This window comes from Streptomyces sp. NPDC111516 (assembly GCF_055635345.1).
In genome coordinates this window covers 158,442-183,204 of record NZ_JBVKBV010000008.1, presented here as the reverse complement: position 1 = coordinate 183,204, position 24,763 = coordinate 158,442, and the positions used below count along the sequence as shown (strand labels likewise).

The following is a 24,763-nucleotide window of genomic DNA, read 5'->3' as shown; positions in this document are numbered from 1 at the left end:
CCCCGCCGCCGCGTCACCGGAGGCCGGACCACTCCTCCAGGTAGGCCAGGGCGCCCACGCCGTCCTTCGCGAAGAACACCAGGTCGCTCAGCGGAAGCGGCAGGAAGCCCTCGTCCTCCATACGCTGGAACTGCTGGCGCAGCCCGTCGTAGAAGCCCGCCGTGTTGAGCAGGACCACCGGCTTGTCGTGCTTGCCGTGCTTCTTCAGCTCCAGTATCTCGGTCGCCTCGTCGAGCGTCCCGGTACCGCCGACCATGATCACGATCGCGTCCGCCTTCTCCAGGAGCAGCGCCTTGCGCTCGGCGAGATCGCGGGCGATCACCATCTCGTCGGCGTTGGCACGCGCCTTCGCGGCCAGGAAGTCGACCGACACCCCGACCAGCCGCCCGCCCGATTCCTGCACCCCGTCGGCGACGACCTTCATCAGCCCGCTCTCCGACCCTCCCCAGACCAGGGTGTGTCCGCCCCGGCCCAGCAGTTCGGCGAATTCACGGGCGGGACGGGTGTAGCGGTCGTCGAGGTCGGCGGCGGAGAGGAAGACGCAGATGTTCATGCAGTCACCGTAAAGGCCACCACTGACGCACCCGGGGGTCGGGTGGAAATACGGCCGACGCCGGGGAGGGAGAGGGAAGAAATCGGACCGTGACGTGGCTGAACCTGACATGACTTCCGCACGAGGACACCGCATCACGGTCGAACCCGGCACCGAGCATGTACGCGTCGTGCGCGACGGGCAGGTGCTCGCCGAGAGCCGACGCCCGCTCGTACTGCGCGAGACGGGTTGTCCGCCCCGCTACTACCTGCCGCCCGAGGACGTCCGTACGGAACTGCTGACGGCTTCGAACACCCACACCCACTGCCCGTTCAAGGGTGCCGCCTCCTACTGGTCGCTGCCGGACGCGGCCGATCTCGTCTGGGCCTATCCGGAGCCGAAGCCCGAAGTCGCGGCGATCAAGGACCACTTCTGCTTCTACGACACCGAGACCGCCTCCGACTGATCGTCAATCACCCTTCCCACCTGCGTAATTGGAAAATCCAAAATTCTCGACCGCAGCGATGACGCGGCGGCGTTCAACGCGGAATCACCCAGTCCGGCACCCAGGTCCCGGCGGCGTCGTGGCCGGCCGCTGTGGCGGCGAGGTGGGCACGGAGGGTGGCCAGCGCCGGGTGGGGGTTGTCGCGGTGCCAGAGTAGCGAGTGCGGGTAGACGGGCGTCGGGTCGGTCACCGGGATGCGGCGCAGTCCGTGGCCGACGGGCCAGACGAGGCGGGTCTGCTCGCTCATGAAGGTGGCCAGGGCCGGGGTGTCGGCGACGGTGTCGAGGAGCGCGTCGGAGCCGAAGTTGGGGCCGGTCGCCTCGATGGTGAGGCCGAACTCGGTGACGAGGTCGTCGTAGTAGGCGGCCCACTCGGTACCGGGGACGATGCCGGGCATCCAGATCCGGTGCCCGGCGAGCTGAGCGACGGTCACCGACCGGGCGCCCGCCAGCGCGTGGGCGGGACCGGTGAGGAGCTGGAGCGGCTCGTCGAGCACCCGGACGAACTCGATGTCCTCGGGAAGGGGCCGGCCGGGCGCGGCGACGGCGCGGAAGGACGCGTCGATCTCACCGGACCGGATGGCGGCGACAGCCGTCGCGATGTCGAACAGCCACACCACGTCGAGCTCGATCTCGGGGTGCGCGCGGTGGAAGCCGCGCATCAGGCCCGACGCCGCGCCGCGCGAGGCGATCACGTCGACGCGCAGCGGACGGCGGTCGGTGCATACGGACGCGACCGCACGCTCGGCTACGCGCAGCAGTTCGCGCGCGTGGGGCAGGAACGCCTGCCCGTCGATGGTGAGCTCGGCGCCGCGCGCGGTGCGGGTGAACAGTCGCACGCCGAGGTTGCGCTCCAGCGCGGCGATGCGCTTGGAGACGGCCTGCTGGGTGACCGCCAGCTCGGCGGCGGCCTCCTGGAACTGCCCCGCCTCGGCGGCGGCGACGAAGGTCCGGACGGTGTCGAGGTCCATGTCGACACCCTATGGGCACAACCGATGGTTGTGGCCGGGCGGCCCTGTGGTTGTTTGATCCTCGGGTGTGGTGCGCGCTTCGATGCTTCCGATCGCGGATCGGTTGTGCGGATGAGAGGCGTCGGGCATGCGGAGCGGGCACCGGCTTGGACATCTGCTCGGACATCGGTTGGGGCGGCGGTTCGGATGGCTCTGGGGAGCGTACGGGACCAGCGCGCTCGGCACGTGGCTCGCCTTCGGCGCGTTCCCGCTGATCGCCATCCGGGTGCTGCACGCCGGACCGGCCGAGGTCGCCGCGCTCTCCTCCGTGGGGGCTGCGGTGGGCGCGGCCGTGGCGGTGCCGCTCGGCCCATGGGTGGAGTTCCGCCGCAAGCGGTCCGTGCTGATCGCGATGGACCTGGTGCGGTTCGCGGCGCTGCTGACGATCCCCGCCGCGTTCGCGCTCGGCGTGCTCACCTTCCTTCAGCTCCTGCTGGTCTCGGTCGTCGTCGCGGCGGCCGACATCACCTTCCGCGCCGCCTCCGGCGCGTACCTGAAGACGCTGCTGCCGCCCGAGGACCTGCTCGTCGCCAACGCCCGGTTCGAGTCCACGGCCTGGACGACCACGATCATCGGACCGCCGCTGGGCGGCGCGGCGATCGGGCTCCTCGGTCCGGTGGCGACGGTGGTGGCCGACGCGGTCAGCTACCTGCTCTCGGCCCTGGGCATCCGCGCGATGGGCGGGCAGGAGCCGCGGCCCGAGCGCCGGGAGGGCGCGCGCATGCGGGCCGGGGACCTGCTCGACGGCTGGCGGTACATCCTCGCCGACGCGACACTGCGTCCGCTGTTCTTCAACACCGCCTTGTTCAACGGCCTGGTGATGGCCGCCCAGCCGCTGCTGGCCGTCCTGATGCTCGGCCGGCTCGGGTTCACACCGTGGCAGTACGGCCTCGCCTTCGCCGCGCCCTCGATCGGCGGGCTGCTCGGCTCACGGCTGGCCCGACCGCTCGTCACCCGGTTCGGGCAGCACCAGGTCCTGGTCGTGGTCGGGGCGCTGCGCGCGCTCTGGCCCGTCGGCCTGGCCTTCCTGGGGCCGGGCACCGGAGGGCTGCTGCTGGTGATGGGCGTCGAGTTCGGGCTCATCTTCTGCTGCGGGGTCTTCAACCCCGTCTACGCCACGTACCGCCTCGAACGCACCGCGTCCGACCGGGTCGCCCGCACGCTGTCCGCCTGGGCGGTGACGACCAAGGCCTCGACCGCGCTCCTGACGGCGGTCTGGGGCGTGCTGGGCGGCCTGCTCGGCCCGCGTACGGCCATCGGCCTGGCCGGCGTGCTTCTGCTGGCGACCCCGCTGCTGCTCCCCCGCCGCGCGGCAGCGCCTCTCTCCGAGCCGGAGCCGGCACCCAGCCGCACCTGACAGGGCGCCACGGTCGTCACCGCGACTCCGGCGGTCAGCCCGACGCCGCGGCGGTCTCCCGGCGTGCCGTCGTCGCGATCGTCGCCGAGCCGACGACCCGGGTGCCGTCGTACAGCACGACCGCCTGGCCGGGGGCCACGCCGCGTACCGGCTCGGTGAACGAGACGTTCAGGACGCCGTCGACCAGTTCCGCCGTCACCTCGGTCTCGCCGCCGTGGGCGCGGAGCTGGGCGGTGTACGTACCGGGGCCGGCCGGGGCGGTGCCGCACCAGCGGGGCCTGATGGCGGTGAGCGCGGTGACGTCGAGGGACTCGACCGGGCCGACCGTCACCGTGTTGTTCACCGGGGAGATGTCCAGAACGTAGCGCGGCTTGCCGTCGGGGGCGGGGTGACCGATGCGCAGGCCCTTGCGCTGGCCGATGGTGAAGCCGAAGGCGCCCTCGTGGGTGCCGACCTTCGCACCCGACTCGTCGACGATGTCGCCCTCGGCGGTCCCGCCCTCAGCCGAGGCGTCTCACCGCACAGCCCCACGCCACAGCTCCGGCTCCACCTCGGCGAACCGCTTCTCCCGCGCATCCGCGTCCGGCAGGACGAGCCGCATCTCTCGCCGGAACGCCGCGCCGTGACCGGCCGCGCGCAGGTGGCACAGTTCGTGGACCAGGACCAGATCCACCAAGGACGGCGGCAATTGCAACACCGCCCAGTGAACCGTGATCGCACCATCCTGGCGCAGGGCCCCCCACCTCGGCCCGAGATCACATGCCTCGACCTGTGGTGTCGGCAGCCCGACGCGTGACGCGTACGAGGGCAGCCGCCCGGAGAGCCATCGGCTGCCGCACGCCTCGTACCACCGAGCGATCCGGCGTGCGCCTTCGTCGGCCGTGTGCACCGGGGGCAGCTCCAGCCACCCCCGGTGCAGCCTCACACGGCCGCCTTCTCCCGGCGGCAGGACGTTCAGCCGGTGCCGTCGCCCCAAGTAGGTGAAGCCGGTGCCGCCGACGAGTTCCTTGACCGGCTCGTCCGGTCTGGTCCGCCTGCGTCGCACCTCGCGCGCCAGACGCGGCAGCCGGGTCCGTACGGCCTGCGCGACTGCGGCCGGGTCGGCGTCCGGTGGCACGGCGAACAGCACATCCCCGTCATCGTCGACCTCGATACCCAGGGTGCGGCGCCGGTGCCGTACGACGACCTGCCACGTCCACTCCCCGGGCACGGGGAGCGCCGCGATCGCCTGGTGGACGGGAGTACTCACGGGGCATTCCTACCATCCGACACCGCGGATTCCCTGGGGCGCCCCTCGTTCAGCGCCCGTTCTGCTCCCCGTACCGCAGGAACTCGGCACGGCGCTCGACGGCCAGTTCCACCAGGAGCCCGGCGAGCGGGCCGGTGTCCTCCCAGTCCAGGGAGACGTGCGTCTCCAGACTGACACGAAGTTGCTTGCGGACCCGGTCCCTGGTGTCCGCCAGGTGCACGATGTCCGGTGAGCGCACATGGCCGGCGATCTCCACGGTGAGGGCACGGGCGGCTGCGATCAGGTCGGCGCCCGGCGGGGTCAGTGCACCTTCCTCCAGCTCCTGTACGAGCAGTCCGTGGACCGGCCGCTCGGTCAGCTGGTCGAGTCCGCTGCCGGCACCGGTGTCCTCGGCTTCGTCCGTGTTCATGTCGCTGACCAGCTGGGTGAGCTCGGCGGCGGCCTTCTCGAAGTCGTCCCGCATCTGCTGCACGATCTCGTCGAGACGCCGACTGAAGCGGGTGTAGCGGGCCCGGTCGGAGCCGATCTCGGCCGCGATACGTACCTTGACCGAACTGGACATGTACGAGACCCGGGTACGCGGATCACTGTTGGCGTTGACCCGCTCCATGAAATCGGGGGCGGTGAGATCGACGGGCGGGACTCGCTGCTCGATGTTCGTCACCTTCACGTGCCGTGCCATCAGCTGCCTGATCTTGGCACCGTAGCGGCGCGGGCTGAAGTCGTCGCGCCCGTCGAGGTAGCGGCGACGTGCCAGGTACTGGACCTCGCAGAGGAGCCCTGCGAACGCCTCGTACTTCAAGGCCTCAGGTCGTGGCAGTACGGCGTTGAGGGCGGTGAGAAAGTCACGTGCGAGCTCGTCGAAATCGGCGCGCAGCAGTGGGTCCTCAAGGGCGGCCAGCAGGTCCTCGCGCTGTTCCTCCACCTTGAGGGAGGTGATGCCCACCCGGCCCAGGAAGTCGGAGACGCGGGTACGCAGATCTGCGAGCAGGGCATCCGCCGCGACATCGGCTTGGAGCAACAGACGGTCCCGGACCGGCTGGTCGCCCGTGAACGTCTTCCTGTCGAGGTGATCGACAGACGTGTCGTAGCCGTACAGCTCGCGCAGGTGCGCCTCGTCGTACTCCCCGAGCGAGCGGGCGAGTTCCGGGCCGATCCCGATGAAGTCGACGACCTGCCCCCAACGCTTGTCCCGGTACGGCCGGTTGGTACGGGCGACCGCCTGGAGCAGCCCCGCGCCGGACAGCGCGCGATCGAGGTAGAGCACCTGCTCGACGGGGGCGTCGAAGCCGGTGAGCAGCATCGACTGCACGACCAGGAAGGCCATGGGTGCCTCGCCCGGTTCCTCCTGCTCGGCCGCCGACGGATCCGGCTGCTGGCCATCCGGGTGCCAGACCTCCCCCGTTCCGCCGGGCGTGCCCAGTCCGGAAGCCGAGGTCCCGTGGGCGGATGCTTTCCACGCAGGGTCCTCGGCAGCGGCGAGCGGGTCGCCGATGCCCTTCTGGAAGCGCTCGATGTAGTCGTCCTGCAGGGACTTCGAGGTCCAGCACTTCCATGCCTCGGGGTCCTTGCGCCCACTGTTCGGCTGGGCTTCGGAGATCACCACGGCGGCCTCGATGGACCTGAGCAGGTCCCGGTGAGCGACCAGGTCCAGCAGCTCACGTTCCTCCCCTTCGGCCTCGAAGGCTGCCATCGGATCGTGGACGAGTTCCGGGTCGAGGGCGTCGATCTGCTCCACCAGGCGGTTCCGTGCCGCGATGAGGGCGTCCCTGTATCGGACCGCCGCAAGCCGGGAAACAGCAGCGAGCTGGGCGCCGAAGCGGTCGGGCAGCGCGTTCCGCGCCCAGTGCCGCAGCATGTAGTCGGCCTTCGCCGCGATCACTGAGGGCGCTTCGAGGATCTCCTTGCGCCGCGCGAACTTCTCCAGGACGCGCTCGCGCTGCTTGGGGTCGTCGGGCACCTTCTCGTCGAACTCGGCGTCCAGCGCCGCCTTCTCGATCACTTCCAGCGGGACGCTGTAGGCCTCGTAGCGCACCGGAACCACGGCCCCGTCCCGCTCGGCGTCGCGCAGGGTGTAGAGGTCGGCGAAGGGGCCGAAGATGTCCTCGGTGGTCTTCCGGTCGCCACTGAGAATCGGGGTTCCGGTGAAGCCGACCATCATGGCGTTCGGCAGCATGGCGCGCAGTCGCGCGTGCTGCCACTGGTCCTGGCCCCGGTGGGCCTCGTCGATCAGGACGACGATGTCCGGGCTCGGGTTCTGAACGCGGTTGTACAGATAGCCTTCGCCGTCGTCCCCTCCGGGGAGCTTCTCCTCCCGGCCGTCGTACTCCGAGTCATCCCTGCGCGCCTTCTGCAGCGTGACGAGGACGAGGTCGGGCACGTCTACCGCGAGGTAGTTGCGTGCCTGCGCCACGCTGGGCGCCCGGTAGATCTTCTGGTTGCTCGCGGCGAGGCTCCCCCGGATCTGCTTCTCCAGGTCGAGCCGGTCCGTCACCACGACGACCTTGTGTCCCTTGAGACCGGGTGTGCTGCGGAGATGGCGCACGAGGAAGGCCATGGTGAGGCTCTTCCCGGAGCCCTGGGTGTGCCAGACGACTCCGCCCCGCTGGTCGACCGGCTCACTGGCGTCGATCTTCCGGCGCCGTTCCAGCAGGCGCTGGGCCAGTTTGTGCACGGCCTTGAACTGCGGGTAGCGGCCGATGATCTTGACGGTACGCGGGCCGTTCCCGGCCTGGGTGGTGAAATCCCGGACCAGGGAGAGCAGATGTGCCGGTCTCAGCACACCGGCCACCAGGATCTCCTGGTCGGTCAGCGCGGTGCCGATGCTCCTGCCGGTCTCCTCGCATACCTGCTCCTCGGTGGCGGGCAGGGTGGTCCGCCAGGGCGCGAAGCGCAGCGAGTCGGCGGTGACGGTGCCGAGCTCGGCGTGGTCCCGGTCCGTTCCGATCAGCACCTGGGCGAAGCGTACGAACTCCGCCACGGGCGCCGGCGCGTCCACGCCCGCGTAGCCGATGACCTGCTCGACGGCCGCGTCCAGCGCCGCGCGCTGTTCCTGCCGGGCGGACACCAGGGGGGCCTTGCACTCGATGACGACCCAGGGCAGACCGTTGACGAACAGGACGATGTCCGGGATGACGGGTGCGGCATGCCTACGTTCCACCCGGAACTGCGAGACGGCGAGAAAATCGTTGCCGTTCTCGAACTCACCGTCCCAGTCGACGAGTTTGATGTGCTCGGGCTTGCCCTTGGTCCAGCCGGGGACGGTACGGGAGTTGATCCCCTCACGCAGGAGCTCGGTCGCCTCCAGGTTGCCCGCGACACCCCTTCCCGGGCTTCCGAATCCCGGCGCTGTGCCCTGGACCCGGGCGAGGAGGTGATTCAGCTGGGCGTCGGACAACCAGGTCTTGCCATGGGGGCCAGGATTGATTCGGGCCACCGCGGCCCGGAACCGTTGCGCGTAGACGACGTGCTCGAAGTTCTGACGCCCGGAAGGGCCCGGCTCGGCAACCGTGCCGTGCGGCGGGCCGCCTTCGAGGTGCGTCCACCCCATGGCGGTCAGCTGCCTGGTCAGCGGCTTCTCGGTCTTGTCGTACTCCGGCTGCCCCATGCCTGGTCTCCCCGCGCGCCCGTCACCGTACGTCCCACCCGCACCCGTATGGGTGTACGCGGAACTCTACCGGCGGGGCCCGGATCGACCAGGGGGCGGAGGGCAGCGGGGAGGGCAGGGCGGCCGAGCAGGGGCGGCTGTCAGGACGTGAGCGCCAGCTCGAACCAGATGGTCTTGCCGCCTGATCCCAATTCCCCTTCTCCTATGGCGCATCCGCCCCAGCGGTCGGCGACGAGTTCGAGGATGGCCATGCCCCGCCCGGCTTCGGCGTCCGGCCCGACGGGTGGCGCGTAGGGCTTGGGCAGGTCCGGACTCAGGTCCCAGACGCTGACTCTGAGCACGGGGTGCCGCCACTGGAGCCGCACACCGGCGGGGCCCTGGGCATGCCGCACGGAGTTGGTGGTCAGCTCTGAGGTCAACAGTTCGGCGCGGTAGCTGAGTTCGGCCAGTTCATGCGCCCCTAGGACGGCCCGGAGGGTGGTACGGGCAATGCGGGGGCCGCGCGGGTCGCGGGGGAAGACGAGTTCGTAGCTCCAGGGGTCGGCGAAGGGGATGGGGGCGGGGGCGGGGTGGAGCGCGTACGGGGTGTCGTACGGGGCGTAGGGGGTGGGCTCGGTCCTCACGGGCACCTCCTGGGGTGCGTGCGAGTTGGGTGGGTGAAGTAGGCGTGCGCCGGGGGTGGTTGCGGTTGTTACGCCACGAGTGACGGTGGCAATGCCGGTCCGGGGCCTGCCTCCCGGGTGGGCAGGGTGGATCGGTGCGCTTCCGTCGACAGCAACAGCCGCCTGAGTGGCACAGGTCACAACCTAAAGCCATGAATACAACCCGTGCTACCAGATTCACCAAAACGGGTAATAACTACGATTCTGCTGGACCCTACCCTCCGAGATCGGCAAGATGTGCGCGCGAGCAAGGAGTTGATCCATGGCACCACGTCAGTCCCCCACCATTCGCCAGCGCCGTTTCGGGGCCGAGCTACGTCGGCTGCGTGATGCAGTCGGCATGTCGGCACCTACCGCAGCCGAGCGGCTCGGCGCGGACCGGACGATGATTTCCAACATCGAGTCGGGACGGTTCGGCATCAGCAACGAACGTCTGCGGCGCCTCGCCAGCATTTACGAGTGTGACGATCCTGAGCTCATCGACGCCCTTGCAGCCATGACGGGAGGGCGACCGCGAGGCTGGTGGGACGAATACCGGGGCAAAATCCCGCCGGATTTTCTGGACGTGGCAGAACTCGAACATCACGCAACAGGCCTGCGGACCCTACAGACAGCCCACATTCCTGGGCTCTTCCAGACGGAGGAGCACGCACGCGCCCTCTTCGACCTCTTCGTGCCGCCGTTGCCCCGCCTTGAGATCGAGCTGCGAGTGTCTCATCGACTGGCCCGACACAACGTGGTCACGGAGGCACATGGAGTTCCCTACGTGGGCCTGGTACATGAAGCGGCGCTTCGGCTCCGGATCGGGGGCCGCCGAGTAGCCAAGGCTCAGCTGGCTCATCTCATGGAGGAAAGCGAGCGCCCGAACGTCAGCCTGCTGGTGATCCCCTTCACTGCCGAAGGCTTCCCCATGGCTGGAGACACCCTGATGTACGTGTCCGCCGCCAGCCACCACTTGGACACCGTAGAGGTGGACTCTCCAATCGGCGCTGTCTTCATAGACTCGCCAACGCAGCTGGCCAACTTCCGCCGTCGGCTGGACTTGGTCGAACAGGTGGCGTTGAATCCGAGTGAGTCCAGGGATCTCATCCTGGAGATCGCCGGTGGACTGTAGGAGGAGACTCACTTGCCCGAATCACCCAAGTTGAACTGGACCAAGTCCTCGTTCTCGGAGGCTTCGGGCAACGCCTGCGTCGAGGTCGCCGCATGCAGCGATAGCACCGTCGCACTCCGAGAGAGCGACAGCCCGACCGTAATCCTGTCGACAAGCCGGGCTGCGCTGCACGCGCTCGTACTCGGGATTAAGGCTCGGAAGGACGGTCTCAGCTAACCGAGGCAGTCGGTCACTGTGTCGGAGTGCTTGCCTTGCCGCCGAGCAAGTCCTCGACTGCTCCTTGCTGGACCACCCGCAGTTTCGCGATATGCCTCTCGATCACCGCAATCCGGCTACGTACCGCATGAATCGGGCCCAGCAATCGTTCCTGCTCCTCAACCGGCGGCACAGGGACGGGCATCTTCTTTACCTGCGTCGAGTTGATCGAGGCCAGGTTGGTCGTTTGCTTACCCACGCGTTGGAAGTAGGCCCGACCCTCGGTCGACGAGGTGTACAAGGCAAGGAAGTCCGGTGACATCCGCGCACCGCATCGAACACGGAAGACATGGTTCTGGTACAGGCACACGTCGATACGACCATCCCAGACCGCGCCTCGCCCCAGCTTGTCCAGGTCTCCGCCTTCGGTAAGCAGCAAATCCCCTTCGCGGAGAGCGAACCGCTCGCGCTGCGCCTGGAGAATACGGACCGACTTCACGTCCGCAGTGTCGATGCGGCCATCCAGCACGTTAGCCACACGCAGGTACGGGAGCTCTATAGTCCCCTCACCGACAGGCTCGGATCCGAGGGTCACTCCCGCTGCCACAGTGGCTACCTCATCCAGGGATGAAACGCGCCAGCCCGCCCCTTGACTCTGGCTCAGAGCTTGGGCAGACAGCGCCTCCCGCGCAACGTCCAACTTGCTGAGCACCTGCTCCAATGCGCCGATCCGCCGCTCGAAGGCGGCGTGCACGGCGACGATCCGGCGCTGCGCCTCCACAGGTGGCAGCGGGATCGGCAGTGCCTCCACAAGGGTTGCGCTGATTTTGACCATGCTGTCGCTGGTGCCTCGTGCACCGCTCCGTACTGCCCGCCGCACTGAGTCCGACCTCAGGACGATCTCCAGGTAGTCAGGCAGACACCTCTGCGGGTCAGGACGCAGTCGCATCATGAGGTCCGGATAGATGCACGGGCTGCCGACATCCAAGAATCTCCCAACCAGGCCGACCAAGTCACGTGTGTTGGCCCGGCTCATCAGCAAGTCGCCATCCTCCAGTTGGAAGCGGCGGGCAAGCTGTGTGTCTGGAACATTCTTCAACTGGCTCGGCGTGAATCCTTGGCCTCCCAGGCAGCCAAGGCCCAAGGCTTGCAGCCCGGTCCATTCCGGTACGTCCTTCGGCGAGTATCCGTTCCGCGGGCGATGCCTCAACACACTCCCGAGAAGCACTGTAGGAAGAATCGCGGGACTTCTCTTACCACGCATGCCCCAGCTCCTTCAGCCACGTCCCCAGCTCCCCCGCAGCCGCCTCGCTCTCCGCCTCCAGGTCCTCCAGCGACACCGCGTACTTCTCCACCCAGTTCCGGAACGCCGCCACCAGCTCGCGCCTCCGCCCCGCCGTCGCCAAGCCCAGGCGTCCGGACAGGTCACCGTCCAGCACCTCCAGGACCACCCGCTCCGGGCCGCCCTCCTCCGCGTCCTTCACCACATCCCGCGCGGCCCGCAGCTGGGGCAGGAACACTTCATCCAAGCCCTTCCGCTTCTTCCTGGCAGCCGCCAGAGCCTTCTTGCCGGCCGCGACATCACCGGACAGCACGGCAATCTCCTCCGCCGAGGCCACCGGAGCCACGTCCTCCTCCGGCTCCGCGCTGTCCGCGCCCTCGTCCCCCTCCGCCGGCTCCGGCCCCTTCGCCTCGGCCAGCGCCTCCAGCGCCGTCTTGTACGCCACGTCGGCCTCGGTGACCGCCTTGTCCGCCGATGCCACCGCGTCCAGGAACTCCGGAATCAACACACGCACGACCGGCTGGTCCATGGCGCGGCGGCGGTCGGTTGTCGTGACCGTCGTCTTACGGGTAGCGGTGTCGTCGTCGGGGATCACGGGCTCGACGATCGCCTCGACCGAGTCGACCCAGCCGATCAGCACCCGCTCGAACCCGCCCGCCGCCAGCGCCTTCATGTCGTAGCGGTTGGTGGCCCACCAGTCGGCGATGATGCCGGCCGTGGTGAACTCGTCGATCACGCCGACGGCTCCGATGTCCCGCTTGAACGAGTCCAGGAGGCCGCTCCGCAGCTTCATCAGCTCACGGTCTGCCGCGAGCCCCGCGAAGAGCGGTGCGTGGCCCTTCCACCACGTGGCGTACACCTCGTCCAGCTCAGACTTCTTCTTCTCCGCCAGCCACGGGATGCGGGCCGCCGTAGCGTCGGGGCCCTCCGGCAGGAAGTCGTAGTAGTCCGGGTCGTCGCCCCGCACGGCGAACAGCTCCGTCGCGTCCACACCGAACGAGCGGAACAGCTCGGCCCGGTCCGCGACCTCGGTCACCGGTACGCCGCCGTACAGGTGCGCCCGTACGTCCTGGGGTTCGGCGGGCGGCGAGTTGTCCACCCAGCGGCGGATGTTGAGATTGGCCTCCGCCACCCGCAGGTCCTCGACCTCGACCTCACGCGAGTACCGGGGGATCTGACGCCACTGCTGGTACGTGGTGACGATCTTCTCGACGTGTTCCGGGCGGAGCTCGTTCTGGTTCCGGCCCACCGTGAAGTCCCGGTCGGCGTTGATGAACAGAACCTTGCCCACCCGCTTGGCACGCTTGCGATGCGGGCGGCGGAGCACCAGCACACAGGCCGGGATGCCCGTCCCGTAGAACAGGTTCGGGCCGAGGCCGATAACCGCTTCGATGCAGTCGTCCTTGAGGAGCTGCTCGCGGATGTCGCGTTCCTTGCCGCCCCGGAACAGCACCCCGTGCGGCATGACGATCGCCGCGACGCCCCGCTCCTCCAGCACGGCCACCATGTGCTGGACGAACATGAGGTCGGCCTTCTTGCCGCCCTCCGGCGCCCAGTGATTCATCCGCTTCCCGTGGTTCTTGTCGGCCTCGGCGACCAGGGAGGCGTCATAGTTCAGGGAGAACGGCGGGTTGGAGAGGACCTTGGTGAACCGGCGCAGTTGCGTGGTGCCCGGCTGGAAGTGCAGCGGTTCGGTGAGGGTGTCACCGTGCTGGAGATCGAACTCCCGGATGCCGTGCAGCACCATGTTCATGCTGGCCATGGACCAGGAGGGGCCGTTCTTGTCCTGGCCGTTGACCGAGAGGTGCGTCGGGTCTTCGCCGTGCTCCTCCACATGCTCGCGGGCCGCGATCAGCATGCCGCCGGAGCCGGCGCAGGGGTCGTAGACGGACTCCTCGGCCTTCGGGTCGACGAGCCGGACCATCATCCGTACGACAGCACGCGGAGTGTAGAACTCCCCGCCCTTCTGCCCGGCCGAGTCGGCGAACTCCCCCAGCAGGAACTCGTAGGCCGCGCCCAGCATGTCGGGGAACTCGAAGTCCTCGTTGCGCAGCCGGTAGAGCGTGAAGTGGCGGATCAGCTGGGACAGTTCGGCATCGGTGAAGCGGGGCTTCGTTCCGATGATCTCGTTGAAGCTGATGTGGGTGGTGACGCCGGCGAGACGCTCGTTGCCCTCGCTGAGCGCGACCATCGCCTGGTCGAGCCGCTCACCGACCCCGTCGGTGAGGGTCTGGATGCCGGGCGCGGGGTTCTTCGGGTCCTCCAGGTCGAGGTGGGGCCCCTTCCACCAGCGCGCCCGGGGCGGCACGTAGAAGACCTCGGTGTACGAGTCCGGGTCGTTGGCCCGCTTCAGTGCCTTCGTCTCGTCCTTCGTCCGGTCCCAGACCTCGCGGTACACCCGGTCCCACTCCGGCTGGAACTCGTCCGAGGCACGCTTGAGGAAGAGCATCCCGAAGATGTAGTCCCGGTACTCGGAGGCGTCCATCCGACCGCGCAGGATGTCGGCGGCCGAATACAGGTGCCGTTCGAGCTCGGGCAGGGTGATTCTGGCCACGCGCCATTCCTTCGTATGTACAAAATCGGGATCGGGATGCTCAGAGAAGCGTAGACGTCCCATGGATCTGATGCGGACTGATGGCCGGATCGGGTGGACCCCCGCGTGATCAGGCGTCCACGATTTCGAGACTCACCAGCAGCCGCCAGACATCGGTGGACGGGTCACGGTCGAGGACCGGGCAGTCTACGGCGTGGCCCGAGTGCGGGATCAGTGGATCGGGGCGCTCCGGAGCGCCTTCCCACTGGTAGCGGTCCTTCCGGGTGGACTTTGCCTTGCATGCGCCATGCTCGCACTGGGCGACCAGGCTCCGCGCATGGCTGACGGCAGCGGACTCCTTCTCCTTCAACGCCGCGCGACGCCCGTCCTTGACGCTCTTGTCGTTCCGTTTGTCGAAGTTCTTGAAGGCCGGGTCCGCCTGCCGCAGCGTGTCCACCACGTGTTCGCTGCTGCCGCTGCGCTTGCCACCGAACGCCTGGAAGTGGAGCAGCAGCCACAGATCGAACGAGGGGTGCGAGAAGCAGACCTCGGTGCCCTGCTCGGCCGCCAGCTCCAGGGCCTCGGGGATGTCGTGGTGCTGGTCCCGGTCGAAGAGGGCCCAGGCCTCGTCCTCCTCTGCCTTGGCCTGAACCTGGGCGACCACCCTGGCCGGTGTCAGTCCGTTCTTGGCGTACACCGGCTGGATACGGAACCGTCGTCCGCCTGTGAGGCTGCCATCCCCGAAGCGTTCGTTGAGGAAGTTGAGGTAGTCCGGCTCGGTGGACTCGCCCTCGCAGCCGACATAGAGCACCCGTTGCGCTCGCGTATCGGCGGGAGGTGGTGGCGTGGGGGCAACGAGGGGCTTCTCCTCGCCCTTGCGGCTCTTACGCTTCCGCCGGGGCGGCTCGTCCGCCTGCCCCTGGTGGCCGTGCTGTCCCTGCTGCCCGCCCCGCGTACTCACGCTGTTGCCTTCTCCTCCTGCCAGGACAGTTCGCGGGCGATCTCCCCCGCGCTGACTCGGGGCACTCCGCCGTAGCGCCCGCGCAGATAGCCACGCTCCAAGTTCTCGCCGTCCTTCGGGTGGGCGGCGGTCAGCGGGTAGATCTCCGTCGCGCCCGCCCGGTCCTTGGCCGCGATCCACACCTGATCGCGGGCGAGCGGCCGGTCCAGCACTTCGCTGCCGAGCAGGGTGGCGTCGTGCGTGGTGAAGATCAGCTGCGCGTTACGCGGGTTGGCCTTCGGGTCCTGGAAGATCCGTACGACTTCCGCCGCCAACGTTGGATGCAAGGAGGAGTCCAGCTCGTCCACCAGCAACACCGCCCCCTTGTCGAGAACTGCGAACATCGGCCCGAGGAAGGCGAACCAGGCGTGCGTACCGAAGGACTCCTCGGTGAGGAAGTCCAGCGGGACGTCGGTTCCGTCCGCCGTGCGGTGCCGAAGTCTGACCGCCCCGGTCTCCGGGTCGACTTCCATGCCGGTGACGCCGAGATCGGCAGCGGCCAGCAGATGCAGGACCCGCTCGCGGTACCCGTCCTTCGTGTTCTGCTCGATGAGGTCCAGGGTCCACCTGCTGCGGTGCCCGACATCCTCGCCGGGTGTCACGAGCCACAGGTTGTCCAGGAACCACCTGTGCAGTGCAGAGAGTTGGGGGTCGTTCAGCGTGGCGGCGGTGGACAGGAACAGGGCGTCGTCACGAGTGACGGACACCAGGAGCTCCTGATTCCCCTTGAATCCCTCGCCCTCGAAGACGAACTCGCCGCCCTCCGCCTCAGAACGGCCCGCTTCGCGGTCGAACCAGGTCTCCCGCTTGCCCCCGGGGTAGGCGTGCAGCCATTCAGCCTCGACGCGCTCGTCCGAGAGCTCGAAGCCGTAGGTGAAGCGGGTGCTGCTGCGGCCGAGAGAGAGGTCGACCTCGTACAGACTGGTCTCCTCCGCACACGCCGGGTCGAGCTTGAAGGGCGCGCGGGGCACTCCGGGCGACTTCGTCCAGTCGGCGAAGGAAGTGCGGACCGCATGACGCATGTCGGAAAGCGCACTGAGCATGTTGCTCTTGCCCGCGGCGTTGGAGCCGAAGATGCCCAGCACCGGCAGGGCTGCCACCTCGTGCCCGTCGTGGTGGAGTCCGGTCGCGCGGGCGTTGCCGTCACCCTGGTCCGATTCGATGAGCGACAGTTCGCACTCATCACGGATCGAGCGGTGGTTGGCCACCCGGAAACGCAGTAGCACCCTCGGCCTCCCGACAGGACGGGGAGGCTGACCCCGTCGTACGTACACCGCATGCGGACGATCCGCACGTGCAGCCTATGACGCCGGAACCGGCCGTGCCAGCCCCGGCCGGTCAGCCGGCCGCTGCCCCGGCCTCGGTGCGCCGCACCGTCGTCGCGATCGTCGCCGAGCCGACGACCCGGGTGTCGTCGTACAGGACGACCGCCTGGCCGGGGGCCACGCCGCGTACCGGCTCGGTGAACGAGACGTTCAGGACGCCGTCGACCAGTTCCGCCGTCACCTCGGTCTCGCCGCCGTGGGCGCGGAGCTGGGCGGTGTACGTACCGGGGCCGGCCGGGGCGGTGCCGCACCAGCGGGGCCTGATGGCGGTGAGCGCGGTGACGTCGAGGGACTCGACCGGGCCGACCGTCACCGTGTTGTTCACCGGGGAGATGTCCAGAACGTAGCGCGGCTTGCCGTCGGGGGCGGGGTGACCGATGCGCAGGCCCTTGCGCTGGCCGATGGTGAAGCCGAAGGCGCCCTCGTGGGTGCCGACCTTCGCACCCGACTCGTCGACGATGTCGCCCTCGGCCGTGCCGAGCCGGCTCGCCAGGAAGCGCTGGGTGTCGCCGTCGGCGATGAAGCAGATGTCGTGGCTGTCGGGCTTCTTGGCGACGGCGAGGCCCCGGCGCTCGGCCTCGGCGCGGATCTCGTCCTTGGTGGTGAGGGTGTCACCGAGCGGGAACATCGCGTGGGCGAGCTGCTTCTCGTCCAGGACGCCGAGGACGTACGACTGGTCCTTGGCCATGTCGGAGGCGCGGTGCAGCTCGCGGCTGCCGTCCTCACGCAGTACGACGGTGGCGTAGTGGCCGGTGCACACGGCGTCGAAGCCCAGCGCGAGGGCCTTGTCGAGCAGCGCGGCGAACTTGATCTTCTCGTTGCAGCGCAGGCACGGGTTGGGGGTGCGCCCCGCCTCGTACTCGGCGACGAAGTCGTCCACGACGTCCTCGCGGAAGCGTTCGGCCAGGTCCCAGACGTAGAACGGGATGCCGATGACGTCCGCGGCGCGGCGCGCGTCGCGGGAGTCCTCGATCGTGCAACAGCCGCGCGCTCCGGTACGGAAGGACTGCGGGTTCGCGGAGAGGGCGAGGTGCACACCGGTCACGTCGTGCCCCGCCTCGGCGGCGCGGGCCGCGGCGACGGCGGAGTCGACACCGCCCGACATGGCGGCGAGCACGCGGAGGGGGCGCTGGGAAGTCTGAGTCATAGCTCCACCAGAGTACGGGGCGCGGGGAACCGAACGCTCGCGGATAAGCGTTGTGGATCGCATGGGGACCAAGGGGACGGCGGGCGCCAAGGGGTCCGCGGGGGCGAAGTCCGGGCACGGTATCAGCCGCCGCGGGCTGCTGATCGGCGCTGCCGTCACTGCCGTGGGTACGGCCGTGCTGGCGCGGGAGAAGCTGGAGCATGCCTGGTGGCGGCTGCCCGGGGTGGACAAGCCCCGCACGCCGGGTGAGGTGGACTACGCACGGGCCGAGTGGATACCGGCGTCCGAGGCGAACTGGCGGCGGGCCGACCGTCCCGCCGACTACTCGATCGACCGGGTGGTCATCCACGTCACGCAGGGCAGCTACCGGAGCGCGGTGAAGGTCTTCCAGGACCCGGGACACGGGGCGGCGGCGCACTACGTGGTGCGCAAGGACGGCCATGTGACGCAGATGATCCGTGAGCTGGATGTGGCGTTCCACGCGGGGAACAGGTCGTACAACGAGCGCAGTGTCGGCATCGAGCACGAGGGGTTCGTGGACCGCCCGCAGGACTTCACGGCGGCGATGTACGGGGCGTCGGCGCGGCTGACGGCGGCGATATGCGGGCGGTACGGGATGCCGGTCGACCGCGAGCACGTCATCGGGCATGTGGAGGTGCCGGGCACGGACCACACCGATCCGGGGAAGCACTGGGACTGGGACCGGTATCTGAAGCTGGTCCGGGCGGCGGCCTCGAGCCCGTCACCCTCCCCCGGCACCGGACGGGCCTGATCTCCTCAGCTGAGTCCCGCCGTCCGTGCCCGCTGCACCGCAGGGCCGATCGCGCGTGCCACCTCGTCGATGTCCTGTTTGGTGGAGGTGTGGCCGAGCGAGAAGCGCAGGGTGCCACGGGCCAGGTCCGGGTCGGTGCCGGTGGCCAGCAGGACGTGGCTGGGCTGGGCGATCCCGGCGGTGCAGGCGGAGCCGGTGGAGCATTCGATGCCCTGGGCGTCGAGCAGCAGGAGCAGGGAGTCGCCCTCGCAGCCGGGGAAGGTGAAGTGGGCGTTGGCGGGGAGCCGGCCGCCCGGGGCCGGGTCACCGCCGAGGATGGCGTCCGGCACGGCCGCCAGCACCGCCGCGACGAGGTCGTCGCGGAGCCCGCCGATCTCGCGGGCGAATTCCTCGTGCCCGTCGGAGGCCAGCCGTCCCGCGACGGCGAAGGCGGCGATGGCGGGCACGTCGAGGGTGCCCGAGCGGACGTGCCGCTCCTGGCCGCCGCCGTGGAGCACGGGTACGGGGGTGTACTCACGGCCGAGCAGCAGCGCACCGACGCCGAACGGCCCGCCGATCTTGTGCGCGCTGACCGTCATCGCGGCCAGCCCCGACCGGGCGAAGTCGACTTCCAGCTGACCGAACGCCTGCACCGCGTCGGCGTGCATGGGTACGTCGAACTCACGGGCCACTGCGGCCAGTTCACGTACTGGCATGATCGTGCCGATCTCGTTGTTGGCCCACATCACGGTGACCAGCGCGACATCGTCGGGGTTACGGAGGATCGCCTCGCGCAGTACGTCCGGGTGGACGCGTCCGTGCCGGTCGACGGGGAGGTATTCGACGTTCGCGCCCTCGTGTTCGGCGAGCCAGTCGACGGCGTCCAGCACCGCGTGGTGCTCGACGGGACTGGCCAGCACCCGGGTGCGGTGGGGGTCGGCGTCGCGGCGGGCCCAGTACAGGCCCTTCACCGCGAGGTTGTCCGCCTCGGTGCCCCCGGAGGCGAAGACCACCTCGCTCGGGCGTGCGCCGAGGGCGTCGGCGAGGGTCTCTCTCGACTCCTCGACGGTACGGCGGGCCCGGCGCCCGGCGGCGTGCAGTGAGGACGCGTTACCGGTGACGGCGAGCTGGGCGGTCATCGCCGCGATCGCCTCCGGAAGCATCGGCGTGGTCGCGGCGTGGTCGAGGTAAGCCATGGTGGGCTCGATTCTACGAGCCCGGGGCGGGGCGTACGGCGGGCGCATCGTGCCCCGGCACCCGCGCACGGCCGGGTGCGGTCTTCCTCGCCCCGTTCCCGGGCCCGTCCGGGCGGGGAGGGCGTCGGGCTCCGCGCCCGGTTCAGCCGGCGAAGTCCCGGGCGACGAGGCCGTTGCCGGTGCCGAGGAGGGGCCGCTCGGCCCCGGTGACTCCGCCGGTACACGCCGTGTCGTTTTGGCGACATGTCGCAAGCACGGCACGGAAAAGGCTGGTGCGGCCGATCAGTGGGGCCCCAGTCTTGAGCCGCACCGCGTGTCCATTTCCTTGCCTCCTGGAAAGGTTCCGATGCACAGACGGTATCGCTCTGCCGCCGTACTGGCCGCAGGAGTCCTCATCGCCACCCTGGCCCCCACCTCCTCCGGCGCGAGCGCCGCCCCGGCGCCCGCCTCCGTCGGCGCGAACTCCGCCGGCCGCCCCCAGGTCAGCTCCGTCACGCTCGTGACCGGTGACCGGGTGCGGCTGGAGACCTTCCCCGGCGGCCGGAAGGCCGTATCCGTCGAGCCGGCCCCGGGCGCTTCGCAGGCCGACTTCACCCAGCTGGAGATCGACAAGCAGCTGTACGTGCTGCCCCGCGCCGCACTCCCGTACATCGCCTCCGGCAAACTGGACCGGCAGCTGTTCAACATCACCTCCCTGGTCAAGCAGGGGTACGACGACGCCCACACCTCCGCCATCCCGCTGATCGCCCGCTATACCGGCGGCACGAACCCCACGTCCAAGGGGGCGCCCACCGGTTCGCGCAAGGGCCTGGTCATCAAGAGCCTGCGCGGCTCGGCACTGAAGGCGGACAAGAGGCAGGCCGGGCGCTTCTGGAAGGCCATCGACGACGACGCGCTCGCCAAGAGCGGCGCCGAGGGCGGCGCGAAGAACGCTTCCGAGAACTCTTCTTTCAAGAACGCGGCCTTCGAGGGCGGCGTCGAGAAGCTGTGGCTGGACGCGAAGGTCCACGCCTCCCTCGACCGCAGCACCGCGCAGATCGGTGCGCCCGAGGCGTGGAAGGCCGGCTACGACGGACACGGCGCGACCGTCGCCGTCCTGGACACCGGCGTCGACGCCACCCACCCCGACCTGGCCGGAAAACTCGGCGAAGTACGCAACTTCACCGACGACCCCACCGCGAACGACGGCCACGGCCACGGCACCCACGTCGCCTCCACCATCGCCGGCAGCGGCGCCGCCTCGGGCGGCTCGCGCAAGGGCGTGGCACCGGGGGCACGGCTGCTGATCGGCAAGGTGCTCGACGACAGCGGCTCCGGCCCGTACTCCGCCATCATGGGCGGCATGGACTGGGCCGCCCACTCGGGCGCCGACATCGTCAGCATGAGCCTGGGCGGCCAGCCCACCGACGGCACGGACGTACTCAGCCTCGTCCTCGACGGCCTCAGCGAGGAGACCGGCACCCTCTTCGTCGTCGCGGCGGGCAACGCGGGCTCCGACTACTCGGTGGGCTCCCCGGGCGCCGCGGCGAGCGCGCTGACCGTGGGCGCCGTCGACCGCGACGACAAGCTGGCCCCCTTCTCCAGCCGCGGCCCGCGCGTCGGGGACAACGGCGTCAAGCCCGACCTCACCGCCCCCGGCGTCGGCATCGTCGCCGCCCGCGCGGCCGGCACGTCCATGGGCAACCCGGTGGACGCGGCCTACACCGCCGCGTCGGGTACGTCCATGGCGACCCCGCACGTGGCGGGCGCGGCAGCGATCCTGGCCGGGCGTCACCCCGACTGGAGCGCCCAGCAGCTCAAGGACGCGTTGATGAGCACGACGCGTACCGCCCCCGACCAGACGGTCTACGAGCAGGGCACCGGCCGGGTGGACGTGGCCCGCTCGGTGCGCCAGCAGGTGCGCGCCACCGGCACCACCGCCTTCGGCGCCCTGGCACCGGACTCGGGCCCGCGGCAGGTGAGCGTCACCTACACCAACGACGGCGACGCGCCCGTGTCGCTCACCCTGGACACCACCTTCGACAAGCTCTACGGCTCCCCGGCCCCGGCAGGCACCATAGGCACCCCCGCGCAGGTCACCGTGCCCGCCCACGGCACCACCGACGTGACCGTGACCCTCGACGCGCCCGCGCTGCCGGAGGGCGTCTACAGCGGCCGCCTCACCGCCACCTCGGCCGACGGGCAGGCCGTCGCGCACACCGTTCTCTCCGCGGTGAAGGACCCGGTCAAGCACAAGGTCACCGTGCGCGGCATCGACCGCGCCGGGCAGCCGGCGACCATCTTCCCGCTGATCCTGCTGGGTCCCACGGGCCGCTTCGACGTCGTCCAGGAGGTGCCGGCGGGGCAGAGCCTGACGGTGGACATGCCCGAGGGCATGTACTACCTGCACGGCGTCATCTCGCAGTACACGGAGGACAACGTCACCAACAGCCTGGTGGTCAACCCCCACCTGCGGGTGGACGGCACCACGGACCTGGTGCTCGACGCACGCAAGGCGGTCCCCGTGGAGATCCGGACCCCCAAGCTGGCCGAACAGCGGGGCCCGCTGGTCTTCTCCACCCACTGGAAAACCGGCGACCGGGAGTTCGCCAGCTTCTTCACCAGCGAACACAGCGGCGGACAGCTCCTCTACGTCACGCCCACCGAGGAGTTCACCGAGGGAAGCTTCGAGTTCTCCTCCCGCTGGCAGCTGACCGCACCGATGCTCAGCGCACGCGCGGTCTCCGCCACCGCCGCGGCCGGTGTCCCCGTCCGTCTGCTCCACAACTCCCCCGCTGTGGAAGGCGTGCGGCGCCTGCGGGTGGTGGACGCCGGTCACGGACGCCCCGAGGACTACGCGGCGCTGCGCGCACGGGGCACGGACGTCCGCGGAGCGGCGGTGCTCGTGGAACTGGAGGGGGTGGAGTACGACGAGGCAGTGGCCTCGGCCGCCCGAGCCGGAGCCGCGGCCGCTGTCACCACCGCCGGCGGCAACAGGTACGCGTCCGCGACCTGGCAGCCGGTGAGCCGGCGGCTGCCCGCGATCGGGCTGTATGCCTCCCATGCTGCCGCGCAGCGGCTGCGCGCGCCGGGCACCGTGCTGGAGTTGAAGGGCACCCCGGAAAGCCCCTACCACTACGACGTCGTGCAGCTCTCCGAACAGCGCGTCCCCGAGCACGTGGTCCACAAGGTCGGGCCGAAGAACACGGCCACCGTGGTCTCGCGCTACCCGGACACGGGCGGGGCACGCTACGTCGCGGAGAACCGGGAGTCCTGGCGTCCGTGGGAGGGGGAGGAAGTGTTCCTCCCCTTGCGGTCCCGGTATGTCCGCACCGGGCAAGTGCGGACGGAGTACCTGAGCGGTCCCGCCGACACCCGGTGGCTGCACTGGGTCAACCCCCGCAACACCTGGGCGATCCAGGCAGTGGGGACCGGCATGTTCGGCCCCCTGCGCACCTACCGGCCCGGTGAGCACGCCACGGAGAGCTGGTACGCCCCCGTGGTGCGCCCGGCGATCCCCCGAGGTGTCGAAGGGCTCGCCCACCGCAAGGGCGACCGGCTGACCATAGGGATCCCCGAGTTCGCCGACACCACCTCCGGCCACTACGGCTTCGCCCTGCCCCGCCACGACGCCAACACCCCCTACCCCGACGAGACCCGCGCCGTACTGCGTCGCGACGGCGAGATCCTCGCCGAAGGCCCCCGGGCGTGGGGCGCCTTTCCCGCGGGCGGGGACGACGGCCGCTACCGGTTGGACCTGGACGTGAAGCGCACCGGCCCCGAGGGCACCCTCTCGCGAGCCACCAGCACCCGCTGGTCGTTCACGGCCCCTCGCCCGGCCGAGGGCAAGGAGTCCCTGCTTCCCCTCCTCCAGCTCGACTACGACGTGGCCACCGACCTCCAGGGCTCCGCCCCTGACTCCGGGTCCTTCACCTTCGGAGTGAGCGCCCGCCACCAGGACGGTCTGACGGGCCGTTCCGTGAAGGGCATGGAGGTGTCCGTCTCGTACGACGACGGCGGGCACTGGCGGGCGGCGAGGACTTCCGCCCGGGGCGACGGCGCCTACCGTGTCGGGGTCACCCACCCCTCGACTGCCCGCACCAGCGGGTACGTCACGCTGCGGGTCCGCGCCTGGGACGACGCGGGCAACGAGGTGACGCAGGAGATCGAGCGGGCGTACGCGCTGAGGTAGTACGCGAGATCCGGAAGCCGCGACCGGCCCCGGTCGCGGCTTCCGTGCGTCCTACGACAGCCAGTCGCGCCGCGCCGCCTGCCACACCAGCTGCGTACGCGTCGTCGCGCCCGCCCGCTGCATCAGCGCGGTGATCCGGCGCTGCACCGTGCGGTGGCTGACACCCAACTGGGTGGCAATCGCCTTGTCCGCGACGCCCGCGACAACCAGGGAGAGCAGATAGCGCTCGTCGTCGGCGAGACTGCCGCCCGGTCCCATTCCGCCGGCGAAGTCGGCCAGCTCACCCGCCTCCGTGACGTGCAGCGGGGTCCCCGCCGCCCACTGGATGTCGAACAGGGCGACGAGCGCGTCCAGGAGACTGCTGCTGCGGATGATCGCGGCGGTCGGCTCGCCGCGGGCGCCGGTCGCGTTGCCCGGCACCAGCGGGCAGACGGCGACAGAGCTGTCGACGATGACCATGCGCACGGGGAGTGTGCTGGTGGCACGGGCCACTTCACCGGCGCGGATGCCCTGGGCGACGTTGTCGACCATGCCGGACTGCTCCAGGCAGGCCCGTTCGTAGATCGCCTCGTAGCGGATGCCCTGAGCGAGCAGCTCGAACTCCTCGTCGTTGTCCTGGGCGCGCAGCGCCACGGGATCGGCCTTGCAGAACCACCGCAGGTCACTGCGGGCCCCGTAGGCGAGTTGGCGCAGCTGCTGACGGATGGCGCCGGCCCCGGTGATCACCTCGACCAATTGCCCGGCGTCATGGCGCCGGCCGCCCGCCCGGTACTCCTCGGCCAGCTGCTCCACTCCACGCCGCGCCCACTCCAGCGCTTCTTGGCCGCGCGCCAGCAGAGGCTGCAGCGCCACGTCCGGCGGGACGGGTACGTACCGCATGCCGCCGCCGCCCGGCAGCCGCCCGACCAGGCCTTTGTCATGCAGGGAGGACAGAAGCGACGCCGCCTCGCGTTCCCGGATGTGGAGCCGTTGGACGATCTCGTCCACGTCCGCACCTCGTACCTCCACCAGATGGCGGTAGACCCGCTCCTCCGCCGCCCCGATCCCCGCTATCTCCAGCACGCGCCCTCTCCCTCGCCGCAGCCCACCCCGGACGGACGCCCACTGTGCCATCCATGATCGAAATCG

General features: G+C 69.8%; 18 protein-coding genes and 1 pseudogene. 6 read left to right on the top strand and 13 right to left on the bottom strand.

Features of this window, described 5'->3' with window-relative positions:
* Window positions 1–13 precede the first annotated feature (13 nt).
* Complete coding sequence (locus ACZ7L9_RS18050; RefSeq protein ID WP_471416136.1) at window positions 14–553, bottom strand: LOG family protein; 540 nt, start codon at window positions 551–553, stop codon at window positions 14–16.
* Window positions 554–662: 109 nt separating this feature from the next.
* Here ACZ7L9_RS18050 and ACZ7L9_RS18045 point away from each other — a divergent pair, with 109 nt between their 5' ends.
* Window positions 663–998 carry a DUF427 domain-containing protein gene (locus ACZ7L9_RS18045; protein ID WP_471416135.1) on the top strand — a complete coding sequence of 112 codons (336 nt, stop codon included), beginning with the start codon at window positions 663–665 and terminating at the stop codon, window positions 996–998.
* Between the two features lie 73 nt (window positions 999–1,071).
* Here the strand turns inward: ACZ7L9_RS18045 and ACZ7L9_RS18040 are convergent, their stop codons facing one another.
* Window positions 1,072–2,007 carry a LysR family transcriptional regulator gene (locus ACZ7L9_RS18040; protein ID WP_471416134.1) on the bottom strand — a complete coding sequence of 312 codons (936 nt, stop codon included), beginning with the start codon at window positions 2,005–2,007 and terminating at the stop codon, window positions 1,072–1,074.
* A gap of 127 nt (window positions 2,008–2,134) precedes the next feature.
* Here ACZ7L9_RS18040 and ACZ7L9_RS18035 point away from each other — a divergent pair, with 127 nt between their 5' ends.
* Complete coding sequence (locus ACZ7L9_RS18035) at window positions 2,135–3,403, top strand: MFS transporter (RefSeq protein WP_471416133.1); 1,269 nt, start codon at window positions 2,135–2,137, stop codon at window positions 3,401–3,403.
* Window positions 3,404–3,437: 34 nt separating this feature from the next.
* On the opposite strand, the pseudogene ACZ7L9_RS18030 reads toward ACZ7L9_RS18035, so the two are convergent.
* The 4 genes and pseudogenes from ACZ7L9_RS18030 to ACZ7L9_RS18015 form a co-directional block, all read right to left on the bottom strand.
* Window positions 3,438–3,914, bottom strand: a pseudogene (locus tag ACZ7L9_RS18030) (aminomethyltransferase beta-barrel domain-containing protein); the annotation flags it as partial.
* Window positions 3,915–3,917: 3 nt separating this feature from the next.
* Window positions 3,918–4,652, bottom strand: coding sequence for a M48 family metallopeptidase (locus tag ACZ7L9_RS18025; RefSeq protein WP_471416132.1), 735 nt, complete (start codon window positions 4,650–4,652; stop codon window positions 3,918–3,920).
* A 49-nt stretch (window positions 4,653–4,701) separates the two neighbouring features.
* Window positions 4,702–8,259 (bottom strand): type I restriction endonuclease subunit R, encoded by a 3,558-nt coding sequence (locus ACZ7L9_RS18020; RefSeq protein ID WP_471416131.1) that lies wholly within the window; start codon window positions 8,257–8,259, stop codon window positions 4,702–4,704.
* Between the two features lie 140 nt (window positions 8,260–8,399).
* Complete coding sequence (locus ACZ7L9_RS18015; RefSeq protein WP_471416130.1) at window positions 8,400–8,882, bottom strand: ATP-binding protein; 483 nt, start codon at window positions 8,880–8,882, stop codon at window positions 8,400–8,402.
* Between the two features lie 301 nt (window positions 8,883–9,183).
* Between ACZ7L9_RS18015 and ACZ7L9_RS18010 the strand changes: the two genes are divergently transcribed.
* A complete protein-coding gene (locus ACZ7L9_RS18010; RefSeq protein ID WP_471416129.1) occupies window positions 9,184–10,035 on the top strand; it encodes a helix-turn-helix domain-containing protein in 852 nt (283 codons plus the stop codon).
* Window positions 10,036–10,047: 12 nt separating this feature from the next.
* On the top strand, window positions 10,048–10,251 hold the full coding sequence (locus tag ACZ7L9_RS18005) for a DUF397 domain-containing protein (protein ID WP_471416128.1): 204 nt from the start codon (window positions 10,048–10,050) through the stop codon (window positions 10,249–10,251).
* Between the two features lie 13 nt (window positions 10,252–10,264).
* Here ACZ7L9_RS18005 and ACZ7L9_RS18000 read toward each other — a convergent pair whose 3' ends face one another.
* The 5 genes from ACZ7L9_RS18000 to mnmA all read right to left on the bottom strand — a co-directional run bounded on the left by ACZ7L9_RS18000 (window position 10,265) and on the right by mnmA (window position 17,517).
* Window positions 10,265–11,329 carry a restriction endonuclease subunit S gene (locus tag ACZ7L9_RS18000; RefSeq protein ID WP_471416127.1) on the bottom strand — a complete coding sequence of 355 codons (1,065 nt, stop codon included), beginning with the start codon at window positions 11,327–11,329 and terminating at the stop codon, window positions 10,265–10,267.
* Window positions 11,330–11,483: 154 nt separating this feature from the next.
* A complete protein-coding gene (locus tag ACZ7L9_RS17995; RefSeq protein WP_471416126.1) occupies window positions 11,484–14,066 on the bottom strand; it encodes a type I restriction-modification system subunit M in 2,583 nt (860 codons plus the stop codon).
* Between the two features lie 109 nt (window positions 14,067–14,175).
* Window positions 14,176–15,006: an RloB family protein gene (locus ACZ7L9_RS17990; protein WP_471416125.1), complete on the bottom strand. Its 831-nt coding sequence runs from the start codon at window positions 15,004–15,006 to the stop codon at window positions 14,176–14,178.
* Window positions 15,003–16,271, bottom strand: a complete 1,269-nt coding sequence (locus tag ACZ7L9_RS17985; RefSeq protein WP_471416124.1) for an AAA family ATPase — start codon at window positions 16,269–16,271, stop codon at window positions 15,003–15,005. The genes ACZ7L9_RS17990 and ACZ7L9_RS17985 overlap by 4 nt, the downstream gene beginning before the upstream one ends.
* A gap of 112 nt (window positions 16,272–16,383) precedes the next feature.
* A complete protein-coding gene (gene mnmA / locus ACZ7L9_RS17980) occupies window positions 16,384–17,517 on the bottom strand; it encodes a tRNA 2-thiouridine(34) synthase MnmA (RefSeq protein WP_471416123.1) in 1,134 nt (377 codons plus the stop codon).
* A gap of 61 nt (window positions 17,518–17,578) precedes the next feature.
* Here mnmA and ACZ7L9_RS17975 point away from each other — a divergent pair, with 61 nt between their 5' ends.
* Window positions 17,579–18,289: an N-acetylmuramoyl-L-alanine amidase gene (locus tag ACZ7L9_RS17975; RefSeq protein WP_471416122.1), complete on the top strand. Its 711-nt coding sequence runs from the start codon at window positions 17,579–17,581 to the stop codon at window positions 18,287–18,289.
* A gap of 5 nt (window positions 18,290–18,294) precedes the next feature.
* Here ACZ7L9_RS17975 and ACZ7L9_RS17970 read toward each other — a convergent pair whose 3' ends face one another.
* Window positions 18,295–19,464, bottom strand: a complete 1,170-nt coding sequence (locus ACZ7L9_RS17970; protein ID WP_471416121.1) for a cysteine desulfurase family protein — start codon at window positions 19,462–19,464, stop codon at window positions 18,295–18,297.
* A 346-nt stretch (window positions 19,465–19,810) separates the two neighbouring features.
* Between ACZ7L9_RS17970 and ACZ7L9_RS17965 the strand changes: the two genes are divergently transcribed.
* Entirely contained in the window at window positions 19,811–23,635 is a 3,825-nt protein-coding gene (locus ACZ7L9_RS17965; protein ID WP_471416120.1) for a S8 family peptidase, read from the top strand.
* A gap of 51 nt (window positions 23,636–23,686) precedes the next feature.
* On the opposite strand, the gene ACZ7L9_RS17960 is transcribed toward ACZ7L9_RS17965, so the two are convergent.
* Window positions 23,687–24,697 carry a helix-turn-helix domain-containing protein gene (locus ACZ7L9_RS17960; RefSeq protein WP_471416119.1) on the bottom strand — a complete coding sequence of 337 codons (1,011 nt, stop codon included), beginning with the start codon at window positions 24,695–24,697 and terminating at the stop codon, window positions 23,687–23,689.
* Window positions 24,698–24,763 lie beyond the last annotated feature (66 nt).